We start from the raw sequence: 19,301 nt of genomic DNA on the forward strand, positions 1-19,301 counted from the left end.
AGGAAATGATGATGAAAAAAGCGGTTTCCTTTCTGATGATCCTGATCATGCTGTTCACGGCCTGTACCGCGCTGGCGGACGACAGCTTCAACGTGAACAAGGATGGCTACAGCACATCCTATACCTACGGATATGACTACTGGCGCGACGTACAGGAGTCTCCGGACGCCTACCGGGTCGAAACAGTCATCGACAGCGTTGACCTCGGCCTGGATGTGCGCATGAACAAGCCCCAGAGCCTGTTTGCACGGAACAATGACCTGTATGTTGCTGACACGTTCAACAACCGGATTCTCCAGCTTGAATACAGGAACGGCCAGGCAAAGCTGACAAGAATCATTGATCATGTGGCGGGAGGATCTCCTGAGCATTTCAACACCCCGTACGACGTATATGTGGACGTGGATGGGAATATCTACGTTGCGGATTACGGCAACCTGCGCGTCGTGATGATGGATAAGGACCTGAACTGGATCAAAGAGTTTACGAAACCTGCGGACGCCACCTTTGACCAGAGCCTGGATTTCCTGCCGAAGAAGATCACGGTTGACGTTGCGGGACGACTGTATGCACTGGTCACGAACGTCAACAAGGGTATCGTGAAGTACGAGGCGGACACCACGTTTACCGGATTCATCGGTGCAACGCCTGTAAACTTTTCAACCTTTGATTACATCTGGAAAAAATACTTCATGACCCAGGAACAGCGGGACGCTTCTCCGTCTTTTGTTCCGACGGAATATGAAAACATGTACATGGACAAGGACGGTTTCATCTATGCCACGCTGACAAACTTTGATGAAGGCGCCCTGGACGCAGGCCAGGTAAACCCGATCCGCCGCCTGAACGGCCTGGGAAACGATATCCTGATCGCAAACGACAGATATCCTCCCATCGGCGACCTCTGGTGGCAGAAGGGTGAATCTTCCTACTTCGGTCCGGCCAGACTGACGGACATTACTGTTTTCGACAATGATATCTACATCGTTCTGGACCGGATACGCGGACGTCTGTTCGGCTATGACAGCCAGGGCATCATGCTGTGGGCATTCGGTACCCGCGGCAATATTGAAGGCGCCTTTACCAGCCCGATCAGCCTGGAACATATCGGAAATGACCTGTTTGTGCTGGATCAGCTGGAAAACAGTATTACGGTTTTTACGCCCACGGAATACGGCCTGAAGATTTATGATGCCATCAACAAATACCAGGACGGCGATTATGACGAGAGTGCGAACGTGTGGACGGAAGTGCTGAGGCAGAACGCCAATTATCCCATGGCTTTCCGGGGCATCGGACGTACGGTGCTGAGGCAGAACAAGTTTGAGGAGGCCATGGAGTATTTCAAGATGGCCCATGACCGGGAAAACTACGGCAGGACTTTCAAACTGTACCGGAAGGAATGGATTGAAAAGAATGCCCTGTGGATTTTCCTGGGAGTGATACTGCTGCTGATTGTGCCGTTGATCCTTGGAAGAATCAAGAGAATGAAGTGGGAGGTGATCATGCATGAGCAGAGCAAAATCCGCAGAAACGCTGAGTGATGCCGCAGCCGTCAGTAACAGACGGAAAGAATCCCGGGCAGAATACAAGCGTGCACTGAGGTATGCCCTTTACGTGATTACCCATCCCTTTGACGGATTCTGGGACCTGACCCGTGAGCATAAGGGGAACCTGGCCGCAGCCACCACATTCCTGGCGCTGTTCCTGATTACCCGTGTGCTGAAGATCCTGTGTACCAGTTTCCAGTTCTTTGACGCGGCTGTACAGCATATCAATGTATTTGAGGAAATGGGCTCCCTGCTGCTGCCCTTCCTGATTCTGTGTCTGGCCAACTGGGCGATGACAACCCTGTTTGAAGGAAAAGGCCGGTTCAAGGATATCTACATTGGTATGTGCTATGCGCTGGTGCCCTATATCCTGATTCAGCTTCCGATGATCCTGGTCAGCAACATACTGACCTATGAAGAGGGAAGTCTTTACAGCGTCATGCTTTCGATCAGCGTGATCTGGAGTGTGTTCCTCGTGTTTGTCGGTCTGATGGAGATTCATGACTACGGTCCCGGAAAAACCTTTATCTTCATTATTGTGACAATCGTAGGCGCCTGTGTAATCATTTTCCTGGCCCTTGTTTGCCTGAGCCTGCTGAGCGACGCGATCGGTTTCTTTGTGAGCCTGTACCGTGAAGCTGCTTACCGGCTGAATTAAGGAGGGATGAAGACAATGAGAAAGAAATCCATCCTGAGGCGGCTGATTCCGTGGATCATTGCAATTGTACTGATCGCCGGGGCGGCGTTTGTGCTCAACAAAATTTATACCAGTCCGGGCAAGAGTTTTGCCAGGGATACAAAGATCATCTATTTTGAAGGCGACGGAAAGCCGCTGACCATGGAAAATGACCAGCTGCTCTTCGAAATGGACGGTGCGACAAGCCTGTTCAAGGTAACCAACAAGGCAACGGGCAAGGTGTGGTTTTCCAACCCGGAAAACCGCGAGAACGACAAGATTGCCCGCGGTACCACGCTGGAATACCTGTCCAGTACGCTGAATGTTTCATATTATGATGATATCAATAAGACAGAAATGAACAACTTTACAGGATCCATCAAAAACCAGAGCTTTGAGATCCTGCAGGAAAAAGACGGTTCGATCCGGGTTAACTACTCCCTGGGTAAAAATGCCGGTAAGCGGTATATTATTCCCAATGCCATGACCATGGAAAGATACAGCGAGATCATGGAGAAGATGGGCGGGGAGAAATCCAAGGACGCGAAAAAATTCAAGAACCACTATTCGCTGTATAAGACAAAGGACCTGAACGGGAAAAACAAGGATAAAAAGGATGAACTGCTTGCCTTGTATCCCAGCCTTGAGGAGCAGGATCTGTACATCCTGAAATCAGACCGGAAAGACGAGCAGAAAAAACAGGCGGAGGACCTCCTGAAAAAAGCCGGATATACCGAAGAGGATTATCTGCTGGACCAGGAACTGATGGCCGGCGAAAAGGAAAGCAGCGGACCGGTGTTCAATATCAGCGTCCTTTACAGGCTGGAAGGCAAGGACCTGGTTGTATCCGTGCCGTACAGCGATATCGCCTGCTCCTCGGATTATCCGCTGGTCTTTGTGGACGTGCTGCCGATGTTCGGCGCTGCGGGAACAGATCAGGAAGGGTTTACCCTGGTTCCGGAAGGCGGCGGAGCCATTATCCGCTATAACAACGGAAGACTGTCCCAGAGTTCCTACTATGCCAATATGTACGGCTGGGATTACGGTACAAAGCGGGACAGCGTTACCAGTGAAACCGAAAACGCGTTCCCTGTCTTTGGCATGAGCCATGAGGACGGTTCTTTCATCTGTATTATGGAAGGCGCGGATTCCTATGGCGGTGTGTGCGCCGATATTTCCGGACGACTGAACGAATACAACACGGTCTTCGGAAGATATAACATTCTGCATTCTGACAATGTGGAAGTGGACGAAAAGAAGTCCGCGCGTCTGTTCCTGATGTACGAGAAGCAGATCCCGGATGATACGCTGGTTCAGCGTTACCGCTTCCTGGACGGCAACGGATACGTGAATATGGCGGAAACCTACGGTGAGTATCTGCGTGCCAAGCCCGAAATGCGCGGTGAGTGCGCGTCCGAAGAGATGCCGGTGAATGTGGAACTGGTCGGTGCAATCAACAAGGTTGAAGTCAAACTGGGCCTGCCGATGGAAGCCATCGTGCCCACCACGACTTTTGAACAGGCTGAAAGCATCATGAACGACTTCCTGGATGGCGGCGTAAAAGACCTGAACCTCCGGATGACAGGCTGGTGCAACGGCGGCGCCATGCAGAGAGTGCTTACCAGCATCCATGTTGAAGGCTGCCTGGGCGGCGAAAACGGCATGAAAAAGCTGATTGCCAGCGCTGCGGCAAAGGGTGTGGATCTGTACTTTGACGGCATTTCCTGCTTCGCCTATCACAGCAACATCCTGAACGGATTCAACACGCTGTCCGATTCCGCAAGGGCAACGACACGGAATGTGATTAAACTGTATCCTTATGACATCGTCACATACCGTCAGTCCACCTGGATGGATAAATACACGTATTACCTGGTGAAACCGTCCTATGCCAAGCAATGTGCGGAGAACCTGATCAACGGCCTGAAGGATCGTGGTGTTGCGGGCGTCGCGTTCCGCGATATCGGCAATCTGCTCAGCGCTGACTACCAGGACAGCAATACGGTGACCCGTGAACAGGTCAAGGTTATGGATACGCAGACACTGGAGGACGCGGTTTCTGCAGGACTGAAGGTCATCATCAAGGAGGGTAACGCATACTCGATTCCCTATGCGGACCTGATCACCGACATGAACCTGACCGGCAATGCCTACGCCCTGCTGGACTACAGCGTTCCCTTCTACCAGATCGCCATTCACGGCCTGAAGGATTACACCGGCGAGGCACTGAACATGGCAGGGGATCCGCAGACGCTGCTGCTTGAATCCGCGGAATACGGTGCCGGACTGAACTTCACCTTCATGGAGAAGGATACCAGGGTGCTGAAGGACACAATGTTCAGCTGCTATACTTCCTCTCATTATGAGCCCTGGAAAGAGGAGGTCATCGCGATGATCACCCGGTACCAGAAGGAAATGTCCGGTCTGAACCGCCAGGCCATCATCGGACATGAGCGGCTGAACGAGGATGTGGCGGTGACCACATACGCCGACGGTACACAGGTTTATGTCAACTACAGCACAAGGGATTACAGAGCCGGAAGCGTAAAAGTACCCGCGCGGGATTACCTGGTGAAAAGAGGTGGCGGACAATGAGTAAAAAGAACCGGAAATACCGGGAACATTGGTACAGCGGCATTACCGAAGCGTTCCAGATGTTCTTCCCCGGCAGCAAGATCTATCATACGATTCCTGCCCGCCGTGCCCGCACCGGAGTATTATTTATCCTGCCTTTCATTATCGGCTTCCTCGCGTTCATGGTGAAACCGCTGGCGGTATCCCTGCAGATGAGCTTCAGCCGGTATATCATCAATACCGGTGAGATGACTTACAACGGCATTTACAACTACAACTATGCATTCAATACGGACCCGGATTTCAACAAGATGCTGGTAGATGAAATCAGCCGTATGGCCATCAACGTGATTGCCACGCTGGTTATGAGCTTCGTGATCGCCGTGATCCTGAACCAGAAATTCAAGGGCCGGATCCTCTGCCGGATTATCTTCTTCCTGCCGGTTATCCTGTCTTCCGGCGTGCTGCCCGGCATTGAAACCAACAGCAGCTCCCTGAACCTGCTCAACAGCATGTCGGAAGCAATGGGGGATTCATCGGGGGTCAACATAGCAGCTTCCATTGAGGATCTGCTGCAGGTATCCGGCGTCGGCCAGGGTGTGTTCGATGTCGTATTCCAGATGATCAACTCGATATACGACATCGTGATGGCCAGCGGTATCCAGATCATCGTATTCCTGTCCGGACTGCAGTCCATTTCCCCGTCGCTTTACGAGGCGGCGGATGTGGAAGGCTGCTCCGCATGGGAATCCTTCTGGAAAATCACTTTCCCGATGGTCAGCCCGCTGCTGCTGGTGAACTGCATCTACACGATCATTGACTTCTTCATGAAGAATAACAACCAGGTCATGGAGCATATCAACAACATCTATATGAACGGCGTCCGAATGGATCTGGGCATTGCGGCGGCTGAAAGCTGGATTTACTTTGCCGTTGCGATCGTCTTTATCGGCATCAGCGCTTTCATCATCTCAAGGGCGGTGAAATCCTATGAGTAAAGATAATACGATCTTTATCGGAAAGAATAAGAGCTTCAAGGAACGGAACCGCCGCAGCGGTGGCTACCTGATGAAGCGCAGGATCAAGGAGATCAGCATTTCCGTTACCCGGGCCCTGCTGATGTTCGGTCTCTGCTTTATGATCATTTCCCCGATGATCAGCCGTCTTTCCATGAGCCTGATGGAAGAGAAGGATCTGTACGATACCACGATCGTACTGCTGCCCCGGAATATTACGCTGGATAACTTTACGGCAGTGGCACGGGCAACATCCATGCCCACATCCATGCTCAATACCCTATGGATTTCTATCCTGAGCAGTATCTGCCAGGTTGTGGCCTGTACACTGGTGGCTTATGGATTTGCACGGTTTGAGTTTCCCCTGAAAAAGTTCTGGTTTGCCTGCGTCATTGCTTTGATTATCATTCCGCCGCAGACGATCCAGAGCGCCCTGTACCGCACGTTTACCCGTTTTGATCTTTTCGGCATTATTACACTGTTCAACGGTCAGCCGCTGAACATCCGTAAGTCCCTGTGGCCCTATCTGATGATGTGCCTGACCTGCATGGGACTGAAGGACGGCCTGTATATCTACATGCTGAGGCAGTATTTCAAGAATGTGCCGGAAAGTCTGGAAGAGGCAGCCTATGTGGATGGCTGCGGAACCATGCATACCTTCCTGAAGATCATGCTTCCGGACGCGGTGCCGATTATCGCCAGCTGTTTCCTGTTCAGCTTCGTGTGGCAATGGACGGATCTGTTCTATTCGCGGAATTTCCTGTCCGGATATAAGCTCTATGCGCCTGAACTGAGCTCGATTACAGACCGGATGGCGGACGAACTGTCCAAGATGGCGGGTACACCTGTGACGCCGTCCGCAGGACGTTCCCTGCAGCTGATCTCCATCGGCGTGCTGTTCTGCTGTGTTCCGCTGATCATTCTGTACTGTTTCACGCAGCGTACATTCGTGGAAAGCCTGGCTATGACAGGCTCCAAGGAATAAGCACAAAATGCGAAAAATGTACATACTTGTACTTGATTAAATGGAAAATACGGTCTATAATTGTCCTGAACGGCGGGGGATCCGCAACTTACAATTGTACCTATACAGATTTCCGCGGGAAATCTGTAAGGAAATAAAAAAGGAGGTTTTCTCATTATGAAGAAAATCATGGCTCTGGTATTGGCCGCTCTGATGGTTCTGGGCTGCTGCAGCTTCGCTGCTGCGGAAGACATTCCGGAAGAATATCCGGAAATCATCGAAGGCCTCGACTTCGGTGGCGCTACTGTGTATATCAATGACTGGTATTCTTCCGGTGAGCGCGCTGAAGAACCCACCGAAGAACAGCAGGCTCAGTATGACTACTGGGATTGGCTGGAAGAAACCTACAATGTGAAGCTCGTTGAAATCAAGCTGGGCGACTGGGACGGTATGGTTGCTGAACTGCAGAATATCGTTTCAAACAAGGATAACAGCGAACTGCGCATCATCGGCGTGTCCGGCGGCTTCTGTGGCCCCGTGCTCGCGAACGGTCTGTTCTCTGAATGGACCTACGGCCTTGAGAACTTCAACAAGGCGACGGTTGACTTCATGACCATCGGCGGCAAGTGCTACGGCGTTTGCGGCGGCAAGTTCTTCGAGCCCCGTCAGTGCGTGTTCTTCAACAAGAAGGTTCTGGAAGACGCCGGCATCAAGTGGGAAGAAATCTATGACGCTCAGGCTGACGGAAGCTGGACCTGGGAAAAGATGGAAAGCTACATGGACGCTGTGAAGGCCGACAAGGATAACGACGGTGAACTCGACGTCTTTGCCCTGACCGGTAACTTCGACGACGGTGTTGTGGGCCTGGTAGTCAGCAACAACGGCGACTTCTATGAGAAGACCGAAGAAGGCAAACTGGTTTACTCCGCTGACAGCGACAACACCCTGGCAGCTCTGAACCGCATCCAGGAGTGGAACCGCAACTACTATCGTCCCTACGTCAACTGGGATGACTATAAGCAGTTCTGGCCGGAAGGCAACGTTGCTTTCCTGATTGGTCAGTCCTATGAAGGCTTCAACGGCAACGACGTCGTGAACAACGTCGAAGAGTGGGGCTGCGTCTGCTTGCCCAAGGGACCTGCTGCTGATGCCTACACCAGCGCTGCTGACAACAACGTGTTCGGTATTCCCGCCGTGTACGACGAGGAGACCTCTCTGAAGCTCCAGCAGATCTACACCCTGTATCGGAAGAACCCCGTCATCGACGCGGATGAAGATGCATGGGCCACCCGCCTGTACGAACTGACCGATGAGCGCGCTGTCGAAGAGACCTACGCTTATCTGCGTGAGAACGGCACCATCATGAACTTCAACTACATCGGAGACCGCAACAGCACCATCGGCCCGAACCTGACCTGGGGCATCATGGGCGGCGCTGCTTCCGAGCAGGTTGAAGCTGCACGTCTGGCCATGGAAGATATGGCTGCTGTGTTCAACGGCGATAAGACTCAGGAACAGGTTGACGCTGAAAAGGCCGAGCGCGAAGCCGCTGCTGCCGCTGCTGCTGAAGCCGCTGCTGAAGAAGCTGCTGAAGAACCCGCTGCTGAATAAGCCGGATCATTCTTTGGTATCCCGGACCGCCCGCAAGGGCGGTCCTTTTTTGTATCCATTTCAGAATTATGGTTTTTATGATGCATTACACCTTGAATAATCCGATCTGAACAGGTAGAATATGTACGAACAAATTCGTGTCAGAAAGGACCTAATATCATGGGTAAAAAGCTTCTGGTTTTCCTGATGATTCTCTCCCTGCTGGGAAGTTGTGTTTCCGTACTGGCGGATGACGCGGTAACTGTCTATACATCTGATTTCAGCAAGGATACTGACGGATGGTACGGCCGTGGAGCGCAGTCTGCCAGGACCGCCGAAAGCACGCTGAAAACCACCGGACGGCAGAGCAGCTGGAATTCCCCGGGACGGGATTTCGACCTGGTGGAGGGCGGCAAATATAACCTGAGCGTTGAAGTGAAGCAGGATGAGCTGGACAGCGCAAATTTCATGATCTCCATTGCCCACAGCGTGGAAGGAATGGAAACCTATGAGAACCTGGCTTTCGGCAAGGCGAAAAAGGGCGAATGGACCACCCTGACAGGCAGTTACACTGCCGGTCACTTTGACCGCAGCGTACTGTATGTGGAGACCACCGGTGCCGATACGCTGGACTTTGAAATCCGCGCTTTTACGGTTACCGCGCCGGAAGGCGTACCGGAACCCAAGCCGACGGAGCCCCCTATGGTGATCGAAGAAGCGGACAGCATGCCGAGCCTGAAGGAAATCTACGCGGACAAGTTTGATTTCGGCTCTGCCGCACCTCAGATGGTATTCCGTGATCCGAAATGGATGAACCTGATGAAGGAACAGTTCAGCATCCTGACGCCGGAAAACGAAATGAAGCCGGATGCGGTTCTGGATGTGAACGGAAGCAAGGCGCTGCTGAAGGAAACCGGGAATGAAACAGCGGTGGCAGTTCATTTTGACGCGGCCAAGTCGCTGCTGCGGTTTGCACAAAGCAACGGAATTAAAGTCCATGGTCATGTACTGGTCTGGCACAGCCAGACGCCCGAAGCGTTTTTCCATGAGGGCTATGACGCCAAGAAGCCGCTGGTGAGCCGGGAAGTAATGCTGGGCCGGATGGAGAACTATATCAAGGGCGTTTTTGAATACCTTGACGCGAACTATCCGGGCGTGGTCGTTTCCTGGGACGTGCTGAACGAGGCGATTGACGACGGCAGCAACTGGCTGCGGAACAGCAACTGGAAAAAGATCATCGGTGAGGATTATCCGAACTTCGCCTATGCATACGCCCGGAAATATGCTCCGGAAGGCACGAAGCTCTACTATAACGATTACAATACCGCTGTCGGGGGCAAGCTTCGGGGCATTGTGAAGCTGCTGAACACCCTGATTCCGGAAGGAAACATTGACGGTTATGGATTCCAGATGCATCACAATGTTTCTTTCCCCTCTATCCAGCAGATCAGGACGGCGGTGGAAACTATCGGCGCGCTGGGACTGCGGCTTCGGGTAAGTGAGCTGGACGTGACGGTAAGCAATAACAGTGAAGCTTCCTTTAAGAAACAGGCAAAGTATTATGCGGACGTCATGAAAATACTCATTGATCACGCGGATCAGTTTGAGGCGGTCCAGGTATGGGGACTGACGGATATGATGAGCTGGCGGGGAAGCCAGTTTCCGCTGCTGTTTGACGGCAGGGGAAATCCGAAACCCGCGTTCTGGGCGGTCGCTGATCCGGAAAACTACCAGTAAAGATACAGGAGGGGAAACCCTCCTGTTTTCGTTTGGTACGAGTTGGAAAAAACTTGAAAAGGAAAGTTAATCGCGTTATACTCAAAATGGTTATATATAAAATAATCTGTTTTTTTCCGGTAACTGTTTGACCGGATTATTCCGGAATACCGGACAGGGAGAGAACGGATGGAAATCTATCATCCCAGAGATGAAGAACTGCTTCGGGAAATGAAGCGAGTGAGACGTTCCGACAGACGGAGACGCCTCTGCCGGGGCCTGATCATTTTGCTGACCCTGAGCATTGCCGTCGGCCTGTTTGTATTCCTCCGGTATTATCAGCTGGCAGTGGCACATGGGACCGGGATGGGGGATACACTGCCGGAGGGAAGCCTGCTGCTCATACGCAAACCGGAAGCAGGCCAGGTATACAATGCCGGGGATATCATCCTGTATGAGAAGAGACTGGCGAAGCCGGTTGAGCTGACGATCCTGAATTCCAAGGGAAAAACCCGGCGATACTGCCGGTACGTCTTATACAGGGACGTGGGAACAACCAGGCAGTATTACGCAACCACAGAAGGAGGCGCGGCCTGGATTTCTTCTGTTTCCGGCGCGGATATCTTTGAAAGCACCGAAGAGGGAACGGTCAGCATCGGTACAGAGAACCTGAAGAACGGCGAATACTGGCTGAAGGAAGTGGAAGCCTCCTACGGCCAGGCACTGCTGACGGATCCGATTCCGTTTGCGGTTGTCAACCCGGTCAAGACGCAGCTCAAGCGTGTGCTGGCAGGTCCCGGAGAACGGGTGGTACTGAGCCCCTACGCCGAGACAAGGGTAAACGGACTGGAAATCAGCACAGATTATACCTCCGGCCGGACAGAGGACGCGGCGCCGGAAGGGCGCCGGCTGATCATGGCCAGGGACCGGTATTTTGTCCAGGGAGATCAGCTGAGTCTTTCTGTGGACAGCCGGGAAACAGACTACAGTACGGTTTCTGACGGAGAGATCCTGGGGCGGGCAGAATTTGCGCTCTGGCCGCTGCAGTGCTTCGGAAACCTGACAGGCAGACAGACGGTTGTCGCCGGTACGGAAACGGAGGCGGCGGAATGAAAAAACTGTTTGCCTGGATTCTGGCCCTTTTGCTGCTGGTCGTCGTCATAGGGCATTTCCTGTATCCTGTGTTGTCTGATCAGCTGGCCCGGCGCCGTGACGCGGAGATGATGCAGGAATACCGGGAAAAGACCTCGGCCATGGGCAAAGAGCAGCGTGAAAAACTGTTTGCGGAAGCGGCGGAATGGAACGCGGGGCTGGAAGAAATCCGGATGGAAGACATCTTCACAGCTGGAAATACAAGAACAACCCGGGATTACCAGAACCACATGAACGTCCATTCCGGCATCATCGCGGAACTGGTCATCCCGGATATCGGTACTTCACTGCCGGTGTATCATTTGAGTACTGAAACGCCGGCAACCCGGAACCTGGTACACGTGGACGTAAGCTCCCTGCCGGCGGACGAAAGCCGCGAGAATATCGTACTTGCGGGTCCCGGGGTGCTGAAGGCTGATGGATTGCTTGGGGATGTTGGCCTGACAGATGACCGGATGCTGGAGGATCTGGACAGGTTGATCCCAGGAAACCTGTTAATACTGAATGTGCTGGACCGGACAATGGTCTACCGGGTTAAAGGCGTTCAGATGCTGTCTCCCGCCGGACTGAAAGAACTGGATCTGACACCGGACGAAGGGGAGGAGAAGCTGACGCTGGTTTCCCAGCGGAAGGATCAACGGCTGCTGGTTCAGGCGGAGCGGATTCCGATCCGGGAAGCCAGGACGTTACTGGCAGAGAACGATCAGGCCACCTTCCCGTCAAACTGGCAGAATGTATTGCTGCTGGGGTGTCCTGTTCTGATCGCGGGACTGCTGGTGCTGTGGATTATTGAACTGATCCGGGGACGGTTCTACCGACTCCCCGATGAAGGGAAAAGGGAAGACCCGGAACAGCTGGAGAAGACTTTGGAATCAATGGATCAGATTTCGAATGAAATCAACGAGGTAGGAGAGACATGAAGAGGCGCGGAATGGGAATGTTGTGCATCGCGATGGCTTTCGCGCTGCTGTTTTCCTGTGTGTCTGTTCCGGCCGGCACGGAGGAAGCGAAGGACGGCTGGCTGAGTATTACCATAGGCGACGACCGGAACGAGTTTGATCCGTCGGGCATCCGGATGGCTATCTATCTGATTGCTACTGGCGATTATGGCGACTGGACGATGAACGACGAATTCAGTGATATCACAGTGTTCGTGCGGAGCGACGGTTCTGCCTCCGTGGATATGACGCTGAGCCAGATCCGGCAGCGGATCGCGGACCGGAAAATCAAACCGACCGCCGACGGCGTCAGCGATGAAAAAGGAAAAATAGAGTTCAAAGAGCTGGTTCACGGCATCTACTATATCGAAATGACAGCGGGGCCTGAGCGGCTGACGATGAGCGCCATGCTGCTGTCCGTGCCGAACAGCAGCGGCAGCATACAGGTACGGGCGATGGCCAAGTATGAATATATCACGCCGACGCCCAGCCCGACACCAACACAGAAGCCTACGTTTACGCCCTTTGTGCCGCCGGTTGATCCGGAAACGCCTTCACCGACGCCCTCTCCAACACCCTCTCCCACGCCGACTGCACCGGCAGAGGAGTCGCCTGAACCCACAGTTTCACCGGAGGAAGAATCACCGACGCCTGCTGTGTCGCCGAAAGCCACGCCGACAGCGTCTGAAAAGGTCACAGACAAACCCACTGCCCATCCGACAGAGAAACCGGTGACTGTCACGAAGAAGCCGGTCCCGACGCCGGTACCGGAGCATTATACGGAAGATAACACACCGGTTCCCAAACATGTGCCCACACTGCAGCCCCATCCCGGGGAAGTAACGGTGTCCCTTGAAGATTACGAGGTTGCGCTTGGACTTTACAATATCCAGATTCATGTCGGTGTCTGCTTTGAGTAAAACCGGAAGGGAAGGTTCAGGAGTCATGAGAAGATTGATTGCGATGCTTGCCGCGGGAATCCTGCTGTTCAGCGGGATATCCGCCTGCGCGCAGGCGCCTGCCCTTACGTATCCGGACAGGGATTATGAGGAGCTGGTTGTCGGCAACCCGACCCGGATGGACGGAAAGTTCTTTACCGGCATGTGGGGAAATGCCACCACCGATATTGACGTCCGGACGCTTGTTCACGCGTATTACCTGGTTGAATGGGGCTACGACAGCGGTTTCCTGAGAGCCAACCCGGTTGTCGCTTCAGCGCAGGGTGTTTTTGAGGATTCGAAGGGCATCAGGATTTACCGGTTCCAGCTGGCGGATGACCTGTATTACTCCGACGGAACCGAGATTACCGCCTGGGATTATGCTTTCTCCGTATTGTTCCAGGCGGCCCCTGAAATTGCCGAACTGGGCGGCTGCCCCATGGATTTGTCATACCTGGAGGGATATGAGGAATATATTTCCGGCGAAGTGTCTTATCTCTCCGGCGTCAGGGTGACCGATGACAGGATGATAGAGTTCCGCGTCAAACCGGAGGCGCTGCCGTATTTCTTTGAGATGTACCGGATGGGCTTCCTTCCGTATCCCATTCATGAAATCGCACCCGGCTGCAAGGTATATGATGACGGGCAAGGCATCTATATCGGCAACGAAGATCCGGATGTGAAGGAGAAGATCTTCTGCACGGAGCTGCTTGAGGCTACCGTTATGGATCCGGAAAACGGCTATCTGTCCCATCCGACGGTGGGCAGCGGACCCTATGTGCTGACATCCTGGGACGGGGAGACTTGTACATTTGAGATCAATCCCTATTTCAAGGGAAACGCGGAAGGCTTCAAACCCACGATTCCAAAGCTGCGTTTTACCCTGGCGAAGGATGAAGATATGATCGAAAAGCTGGAAGCGGATGAATTCCAGCTGCTGAATAAGGTTGTACGCCGGGATACAATCACGAAAGGGATCGAACTGGTTTCTTCCGGCAAAGGCTATACACTGACCAATTATCCCCGGATCGGCCTGTCGTTTATTGTCTTTACACCGGACAGGCCGGCTGTGCAGGAAAAGAACGTCCGCCAGGCGATCGCTTACTGCATGGACAAAAAAGCCCTGCAGAATGAATACACGTATCTGTACGGTATTCCAGTGGACGGCATGTTGGGCATCGGCCAGTGGATGTACGGCATGGTCAAGGGAACAGAGGACTATCCGGAAACCCTGCCGGATGATCCTACACCGGACGAAGAGGAAGCATATGATGCAAGAATTGAACAGTGGGAATCCCTTTCCCTGGATGGTGTGAAACACTATGAGCTGGACGTGGAAAGAGCCTCCAGGCTGCTGGATGCGGTCGGCTGGACGATGAACGAGAATGGCCAGCGGTTTGCTGCCGGACGGGATGATGTACGCTGCAAAAAGGTTCAGGGAGAACTGCTGAAGCTGGATTTGACCCTCGCTTATCCGGAAAGTAACGAGATGGCGGAAGCTATGGAAGCATGGTTTGTTGAACCCCTGAAACAGGCCGGAATTCGCCTGACACTTGTGCCCATGACAATGAATGACCTGGTGCATGCCTACCATGACCGGGATATTGAAGGCATCGACATGTTCTATGTGGCGGATGACTTCAACATTGAATTCGATCCACAGCTGTTCTTCCTGGCCGGAGATCCGGACGCGCCGAAGGAAGACACGCTGGCCTGGGCTCATGCGCAGATGTCGGAATATGCTCGTCTGATGCTGGAAACCGTGCCGAGCGACGCATTGGGCTTTGTACAGAAATGGATCACCTTCCAGGAACAGCTGAGCGACCTGCTGCCGCTGATCCCGGTATACTCCAACGTATACTATGATTTCTACACCAGCGACCTGATGAACTATGACATTATCCGGTACATCACCTGGGGCGACGCCATTGTCGCGTCCAGCTTCTATAACGTGTATCAGTCCATGGTGGACAGGGGAATCGATCCCACCGATACAGAGGACGATTTTGAAATATTACCGTAAAAATACGGCCTGATAGCGGAGGAACAGTGCATGGCGAAAAACATGCTGAAGAGCCTTGGGCGTTTTGAACTGCTGGAACTGATCTACACGATGCGCAAGGAGAACCTGGAGCTGAAGGAGCGCTGCGAGGCGGCGGAGCGGAAAGTTGTCGAGATCCGGGAACAGACGGACAAGCAGCTGGATTACGCGCGCCGGGATTATGAGAACCGGATAGAGGAACTTCGGATGCAGGGCGCCGCGAAGGATCTCCAGATCCGGATGAAGAAGATAGAGGAGCAGCTTCGGCTGCTGCAGAAACTGACCATGGTGGATATCGACCTGCCGGAGCTGCCGACAGAGGAAGAGATTGAACAGGCGGCGAAGCAGGGAGCAGAAGAACCGGAAACGGAAACCGATACCCCGGAGGAAGACGGGAAAACTGAGTAAACGAGGGATCAGCCATGGCCAGGAAACCCAGGAGAGCCGATACACTGCCGGATCTGAACGAGATTGAATCCGAAATGAGCCAGGTCCGCAGCAAGGGAAAATTCAGGCAGGCACTGAAGGGCACCATCGGAACGTTTATCGTGGTGGCAGCCCTGGCAGTGATCGTGGCCTTCATCTTCCTGCCGGTTCTGCGGATTACGAACGGACACAATATGGAGCCCGGCTTCCAGCCCGGGGACATCGTACTGCTGACCAAAAGCGACGAAGTGAACAACGGTGAGATCTGCGCCTTTTACTTTAACAACAAACTGCTCCTGCGCCGCGTCATTGCCCGGGAAGGGGACACGGTGGAGATTGACGAAAAAGGCTATGTGAAGGTAAACGGGGAGTTCCTGGAGGAAGACGGATATATCTCAGAGCACGCACTGGGCCAGTGCGACATTGATTTCCCGTTCCGGGTACAGGCCGGACAGTTTTTTGTGCTGGGAGACAACCGGGACTATGCTTTTGACAGCCGGGCAACCAATTTCGGCTGCATTTCCCAGGAAGAGATCTTCGGAAAGCCGATGGCGCGGATTTACCCCTTCAACCGGCTTGCCTGGTTCGGATTCTGATGATTTGTATGCTGGAAAAAACAATCAACAAAACAGAAAACTGAGGAAAATGAAACAGATGTACGCAAAAGCGTTGACAACTATTGGAAACACGCCTATAATTACATCACAATAGAGAGCCTGTATACTATGTTACCGAATAACGGAAATCCATAAACAGTATTAGTTTGGTTAATCCGCTTAATAGCCAAAATAATGAATGAGGGGATGCTGAAAATGAAAAAACTGTTTGCTTTGATGCTGGCGCTGGCTCTGATGCTGACGGTAGTATGTGCCTTCGCAGAAAATGGTGGAGGAGAAGGCGGCGGAGAAACCGGAGGAGAGACGACAACCGGTACGAAGACAACCCCGAGCATTACGATTACCACCACTTCAAAAGATTCAGAAGCCGCAGTGGATACGACGGCATATACGTGGTACCGGATCCTGGAAGCTGATATCGGATCTGATCCGGAAAGCAACGGTGTCAGCCAGTCCGGCGGTGCGGTATCCTATCATACGGACAGTGCGACCAAGGCAGAAGCCCTTGCAAACTGCGGCGTGTTTAAAGTGACGCGTGTCGGCGATTCCGACAGATGGTATGTGGAACTGAAAACGCCGGATACCACCACGGGGGCCGATATTGCAGCTGCAATTGCAACGATTGATCTGAGTCTTTTCCCCACAGGAACCTTCAGCCAGACGGCAGTTGCCGGAACCGCTACCAGTGGGGATCTGGCTCCCGGTTATTACTATGTCAAATCCACGGCCGGTAAAAATGTGGCTGTGCAGACACTGACCGCGGTGGAAATTGAAGAAAAGAACGAGTTCCCGACCGTGGAAAAAGAAGTCGATGAGAGTGACGAAAATGCCCAGATCGGCGATGAGATTACTTTTACCATTAAAGTAAAAGTTCCGTCCACGGCCAATGATCAGATTGTACTGACAGATACCATGAGCGCAGGCCTGAGCTATAAGTCCGTTGATTCTGTGAAAATGGGCGGAGGAGACGTAGCTGCCAGCAATTATACGGTTGCGGCCACGACTGACGGGTTTACCCTTACTTTGCCCAAGGCTTTGGTTGTATCTGCTGCTGAAGCGGCAGAACAAGATACCACCAAAGTTACAGAGTTTGAGATTGTATGTACGGCTGTACTTGACGGAGATGCCCAGACTGCCAATCCTGAAACGAACTCTGTGACCCTGGACTATGGCGAGCATTATACAACGAAGCCCAAGACAGCGGAAGTCAAAACCTACGACTTTAAGTTTAACAAGGTCGATGGATCTACAGGCGATCAGCTGGCGGGTGCGGAGTTCCAGTTCCTGCTGGACGGAAATCCCATGAATCTGATTGAAGTGACACCTGGTGAAGTATACCGGATCGCACTGCCGAATGAAGAGGGCAGGACACAGACGATAACAACCATCGGAAAGACTGTACGGATCTATGGCCTGGATACCGACGTGCAAGCCTACAGTCTGCAGGAAACAAAGGCGCCTACCGGCGGTTACAACATCCTGAAAGCTCCCGTTGAAGTAAAACCCAAAGACGGATCTTTCGGAGAAACAGACGTCAAGAACAATGAAGGCTCTGTTCTTCCCAGTACCGGTGGTTCCGGCACCACGATCTTCTATGTGATCGGCGGACTGCTGATCATCGGCGCGGGTGTGGTGCTGGTGGCCCGCCGCAAGGCACACGAATAATACATATCGATTCGAAAGGCCCGGACTCTTCAGAGTTCGGGCTTTTCTCAATGCACAATGTACAATGCATAATGCATAATGATTGAATGACAGAAAAGGGAATATCGTACTAAAAGCTTGTACAAACGTTTGCTTGAAGAGGATGCGTTCTTTGCGTATAATAACAGCAGAACGAAAACCTTTACAGGGGAGGAACATACAAGAATGCGGAAGAAGACGATTACGGCCCTGCTGCTGGCACTCTGCCTGATGATCAGCGCTGCTGCCGGCCTGGCTGAACCGCCGGTACAGACCGAAGGGATTATCATCCCCGTGGTAGACGATCTGAAAAAGTTTGAGATCCCGGACAATGATGCCATGGCGTTCCTGAAGGATATGAAATGCGGATGGAACCTGGGCAATACCTTTGACGCGTTCAACGGGTACAGCCTGCACGCAAAAGGCACAGCAATGGAAACCAGCTGGGTGGGTGCAAAAACCACGCCGGAACTGATCGAGGCCATCAAGGAAGCGGGCTTCAATACCATCCGGATACCGGTGAGCTGGCATAACCATGTGGACGAAAACAACATCATCGACGCGGACTGGCTTGCGCGGGTAAAAGAAGTGGCGGGCTGGGCCCTGAACCAGGGGATGTATGTGATTGTCAACACGCATCATGACAACGATGTAAAATACTACTATCCGGATACTGTACATTATGCCCGTTCCGAAGAGTATCTTTCGGCAATCTGGACACAGATGGCTGAAGCTTTCAAGGACTGCGATGATCATCTGATCCTGGAATCCCTGAACGAGCCGCGGCTGGTGGGAACCATGTATGAATGGAATTGGAACAACAGTGTTTCAGACTGCCGGCTGTCCGCCAAATACATCAACCAGCTGAACCAGAAATTTGTGGACATCGTCCGCGGATCCGGCGGGAACAACGCCACACGCTACCTGGCGGTGCCTGCTTACTGCGCTTCCCCCTGGAATGCAGCGGACCAGGCGTTCCAGCTGCCGGAGGATATAGCGGACAACCGGATTATCGTAGCAGCGCATGCCTATACGCCTTACAATTTTGCCCTGAACCTCCAGAGTAAAGACCGCACGTTTGATATTGAAAAAGACCAGAACAAGAAAGGCGAAATCGCCAGCTTTATGAATGCCCTGTATAACCGTTTTATCAAGAACGGTATCCCGGTGATGATGGATGAATTCGGCGCCCTGGATAAGGACGGAAACCTGCAGGACCGGGTCAACTTTACATCGTATTATGTGGCTTCGGCCAGTGCCCGGGGCATTACATGCGTATGGTGGGACAACCACGGCTTTACGGGCGACGGGGAACGGTTCGGCCTGATCCGGCGCAATACGCTGAATTGGGTTTATCCGGACATTGCCCTGGCGATCCAGGAAAACTGCCTGTATAACCGGTAAGAAAGAAAACAAAGGT

The 19,301-nt window shown here is 52.8% G+C and carries 15 protein-coding genes; all 15 read left to right on the forward strand.

What is annotated here, in order from left to right:
- Window positions 1-5 precede the first annotated feature (5 nt).
- Entirely contained in the window at window positions 6-1,544 is a 1,539-nt protein-coding gene (locus tag JRC49_14210) for a hypothetical protein (protein ID QTE70919.1), read from the forward strand.
- Window positions 1,510-2,208 carry a YIP1 family protein gene (locus tag JRC49_14215; GenBank protein ID QTE70920.1) on the forward strand — a complete coding sequence of 233 codons (699 nt, stop codon included), beginning with the start codon at window positions 1,510-1,512 and terminating at the stop codon, window positions 2,206-2,208. Before JRC49_14210 ends, JRC49_14215 begins: the two co-directional genes overlap by 35 nt.
- A 15-nt stretch (window positions 2,209-2,223) precedes the next feature.
- Window positions 2,224-4,821, forward strand: coding sequence for a hypothetical protein (locus JRC49_14220; protein ID QTE70921.1), 2,598 nt, complete (start codon window positions 2,224-2,226; stop codon window positions 4,819-4,821).
- 59 nt (window positions 4,822-4,880) lie between these two features.
- Window positions 4,881-5,798 (forward strand): sugar ABC transporter permease, encoded by a 918-nt coding sequence (locus JRC49_14225; GenBank protein QTE72894.1) that lies wholly within the window; start codon window positions 4,881-4,883, stop codon window positions 5,796-5,798.
- A complete protein-coding gene (locus JRC49_14230; protein ID QTE70922.1) occupies window positions 5,791-6,801 on the forward strand; it encodes a carbohydrate ABC transporter permease in 1,011 nt (336 codons plus the stop codon). Before JRC49_14225 ends, JRC49_14230 begins: the two co-directional genes overlap by 8 nt.
- 156 nt (window positions 6,802-6,957) lie before the next feature.
- Window positions 6,958-8,391 carry a carbohydrate ABC transporter substrate-binding protein gene (locus JRC49_14235; protein ID QTE70923.1) on the forward strand — a complete coding sequence of 478 codons (1,434 nt, stop codon included), beginning with the start codon at window positions 6,958-6,960 and terminating at the stop codon, window positions 8,389-8,391.
- Window positions 8,392-8,550: 159 nt separating this feature from the next.
- A complete protein-coding gene (locus JRC49_14240; GenBank protein ID QTE70924.1) occupies window positions 8,551-10,107 on the forward strand; it encodes an endo-1,4-beta-xylanase in 1,557 nt (518 codons plus the stop codon).
- Window positions 10,108-10,275: 168 nt separating this feature from the next.
- The gene (locus JRC49_14245) at window positions 10,276-11,199 is read left to right on the forward strand and encodes a hypothetical protein (protein QTE70925.1); all 924 of its coding nucleotides are present in this window, start codon (window positions 10,276-10,278) and stop codon (window positions 11,197-11,199) included.
- Window positions 11,196-12,158 (forward strand): sortase, encoded by a 963-nt coding sequence (locus tag JRC49_14250; protein ID QTE70926.1) that lies wholly within the window; start codon window positions 11,196-11,198, stop codon window positions 12,156-12,158. The genes JRC49_14245 and JRC49_14250 overlap by 4 nt, the downstream gene beginning before the upstream one ends.
- Before the next feature lie 11 nt (window positions 12,159-12,169).
- Window positions 12,170-13,096: a hypothetical protein gene (locus JRC49_14255; protein QTE70927.1), complete on the forward strand. Its 927-nt coding sequence runs from the start codon at window positions 12,170-12,172 to the stop codon at window positions 13,094-13,096.
- A 25-nt stretch (window positions 13,097-13,121) separates the two neighbouring features.
- Entirely contained in the window at window positions 13,122-15,137 is a 2,016-nt protein-coding gene (locus JRC49_14260) for an ABC transporter substrate-binding protein (protein QTE70928.1), read from the forward strand.
- Between the two features lie 30 nt (window positions 15,138-15,167).
- A complete protein-coding gene (locus JRC49_14265) occupies window positions 15,168-15,563 on the forward strand; it encodes a hypothetical protein (GenBank protein QTE70929.1) in 396 nt (131 codons plus the stop codon).
- A 14-nt stretch (window positions 15,564-15,577) separates the two neighbouring features.
- Window positions 15,578-16,177 carry a signal peptidase I gene (lepB, locus tag JRC49_14270; GenBank protein ID QTE70930.1) on the forward strand — a complete coding sequence of 200 codons (600 nt, stop codon included), beginning with the start codon at window positions 15,578-15,580 and terminating at the stop codon, window positions 16,175-16,177.
- Window positions 16,178-16,393: 216 nt separating this feature from the next.
- The gene (locus tag JRC49_14275) at window positions 16,394-17,863 is read left to right on the forward strand and encodes a SpaH/EbpB family LPXTG-anchored major pilin (protein ID QTE70931.1); all 1,470 of its coding nucleotides are present in this window, start codon (window positions 16,394-16,396) and stop codon (window positions 17,861-17,863) included.
- A 204-nt stretch (window positions 17,864-18,067) separates the two neighbouring features.
- Window positions 18,068-19,285: a glycoside hydrolase family 5 protein gene (locus JRC49_14280; GenBank protein QTE70932.1), complete on the forward strand. Its 1,218-nt coding sequence runs from the start codon at window positions 18,068-18,070 to the stop codon at window positions 19,283-19,285.
- The last annotated feature ends 16 nt before the right edge of the window (window positions 19,286-19,301 follow it).

Source organism: Clostridiales bacterium FE2011, from assembly GCA_017569305.1.
Lineage (GTDB): Bacteria > Bacillota > Clostridia > Christensenellales > Aristaeellaceae > Aristaeella.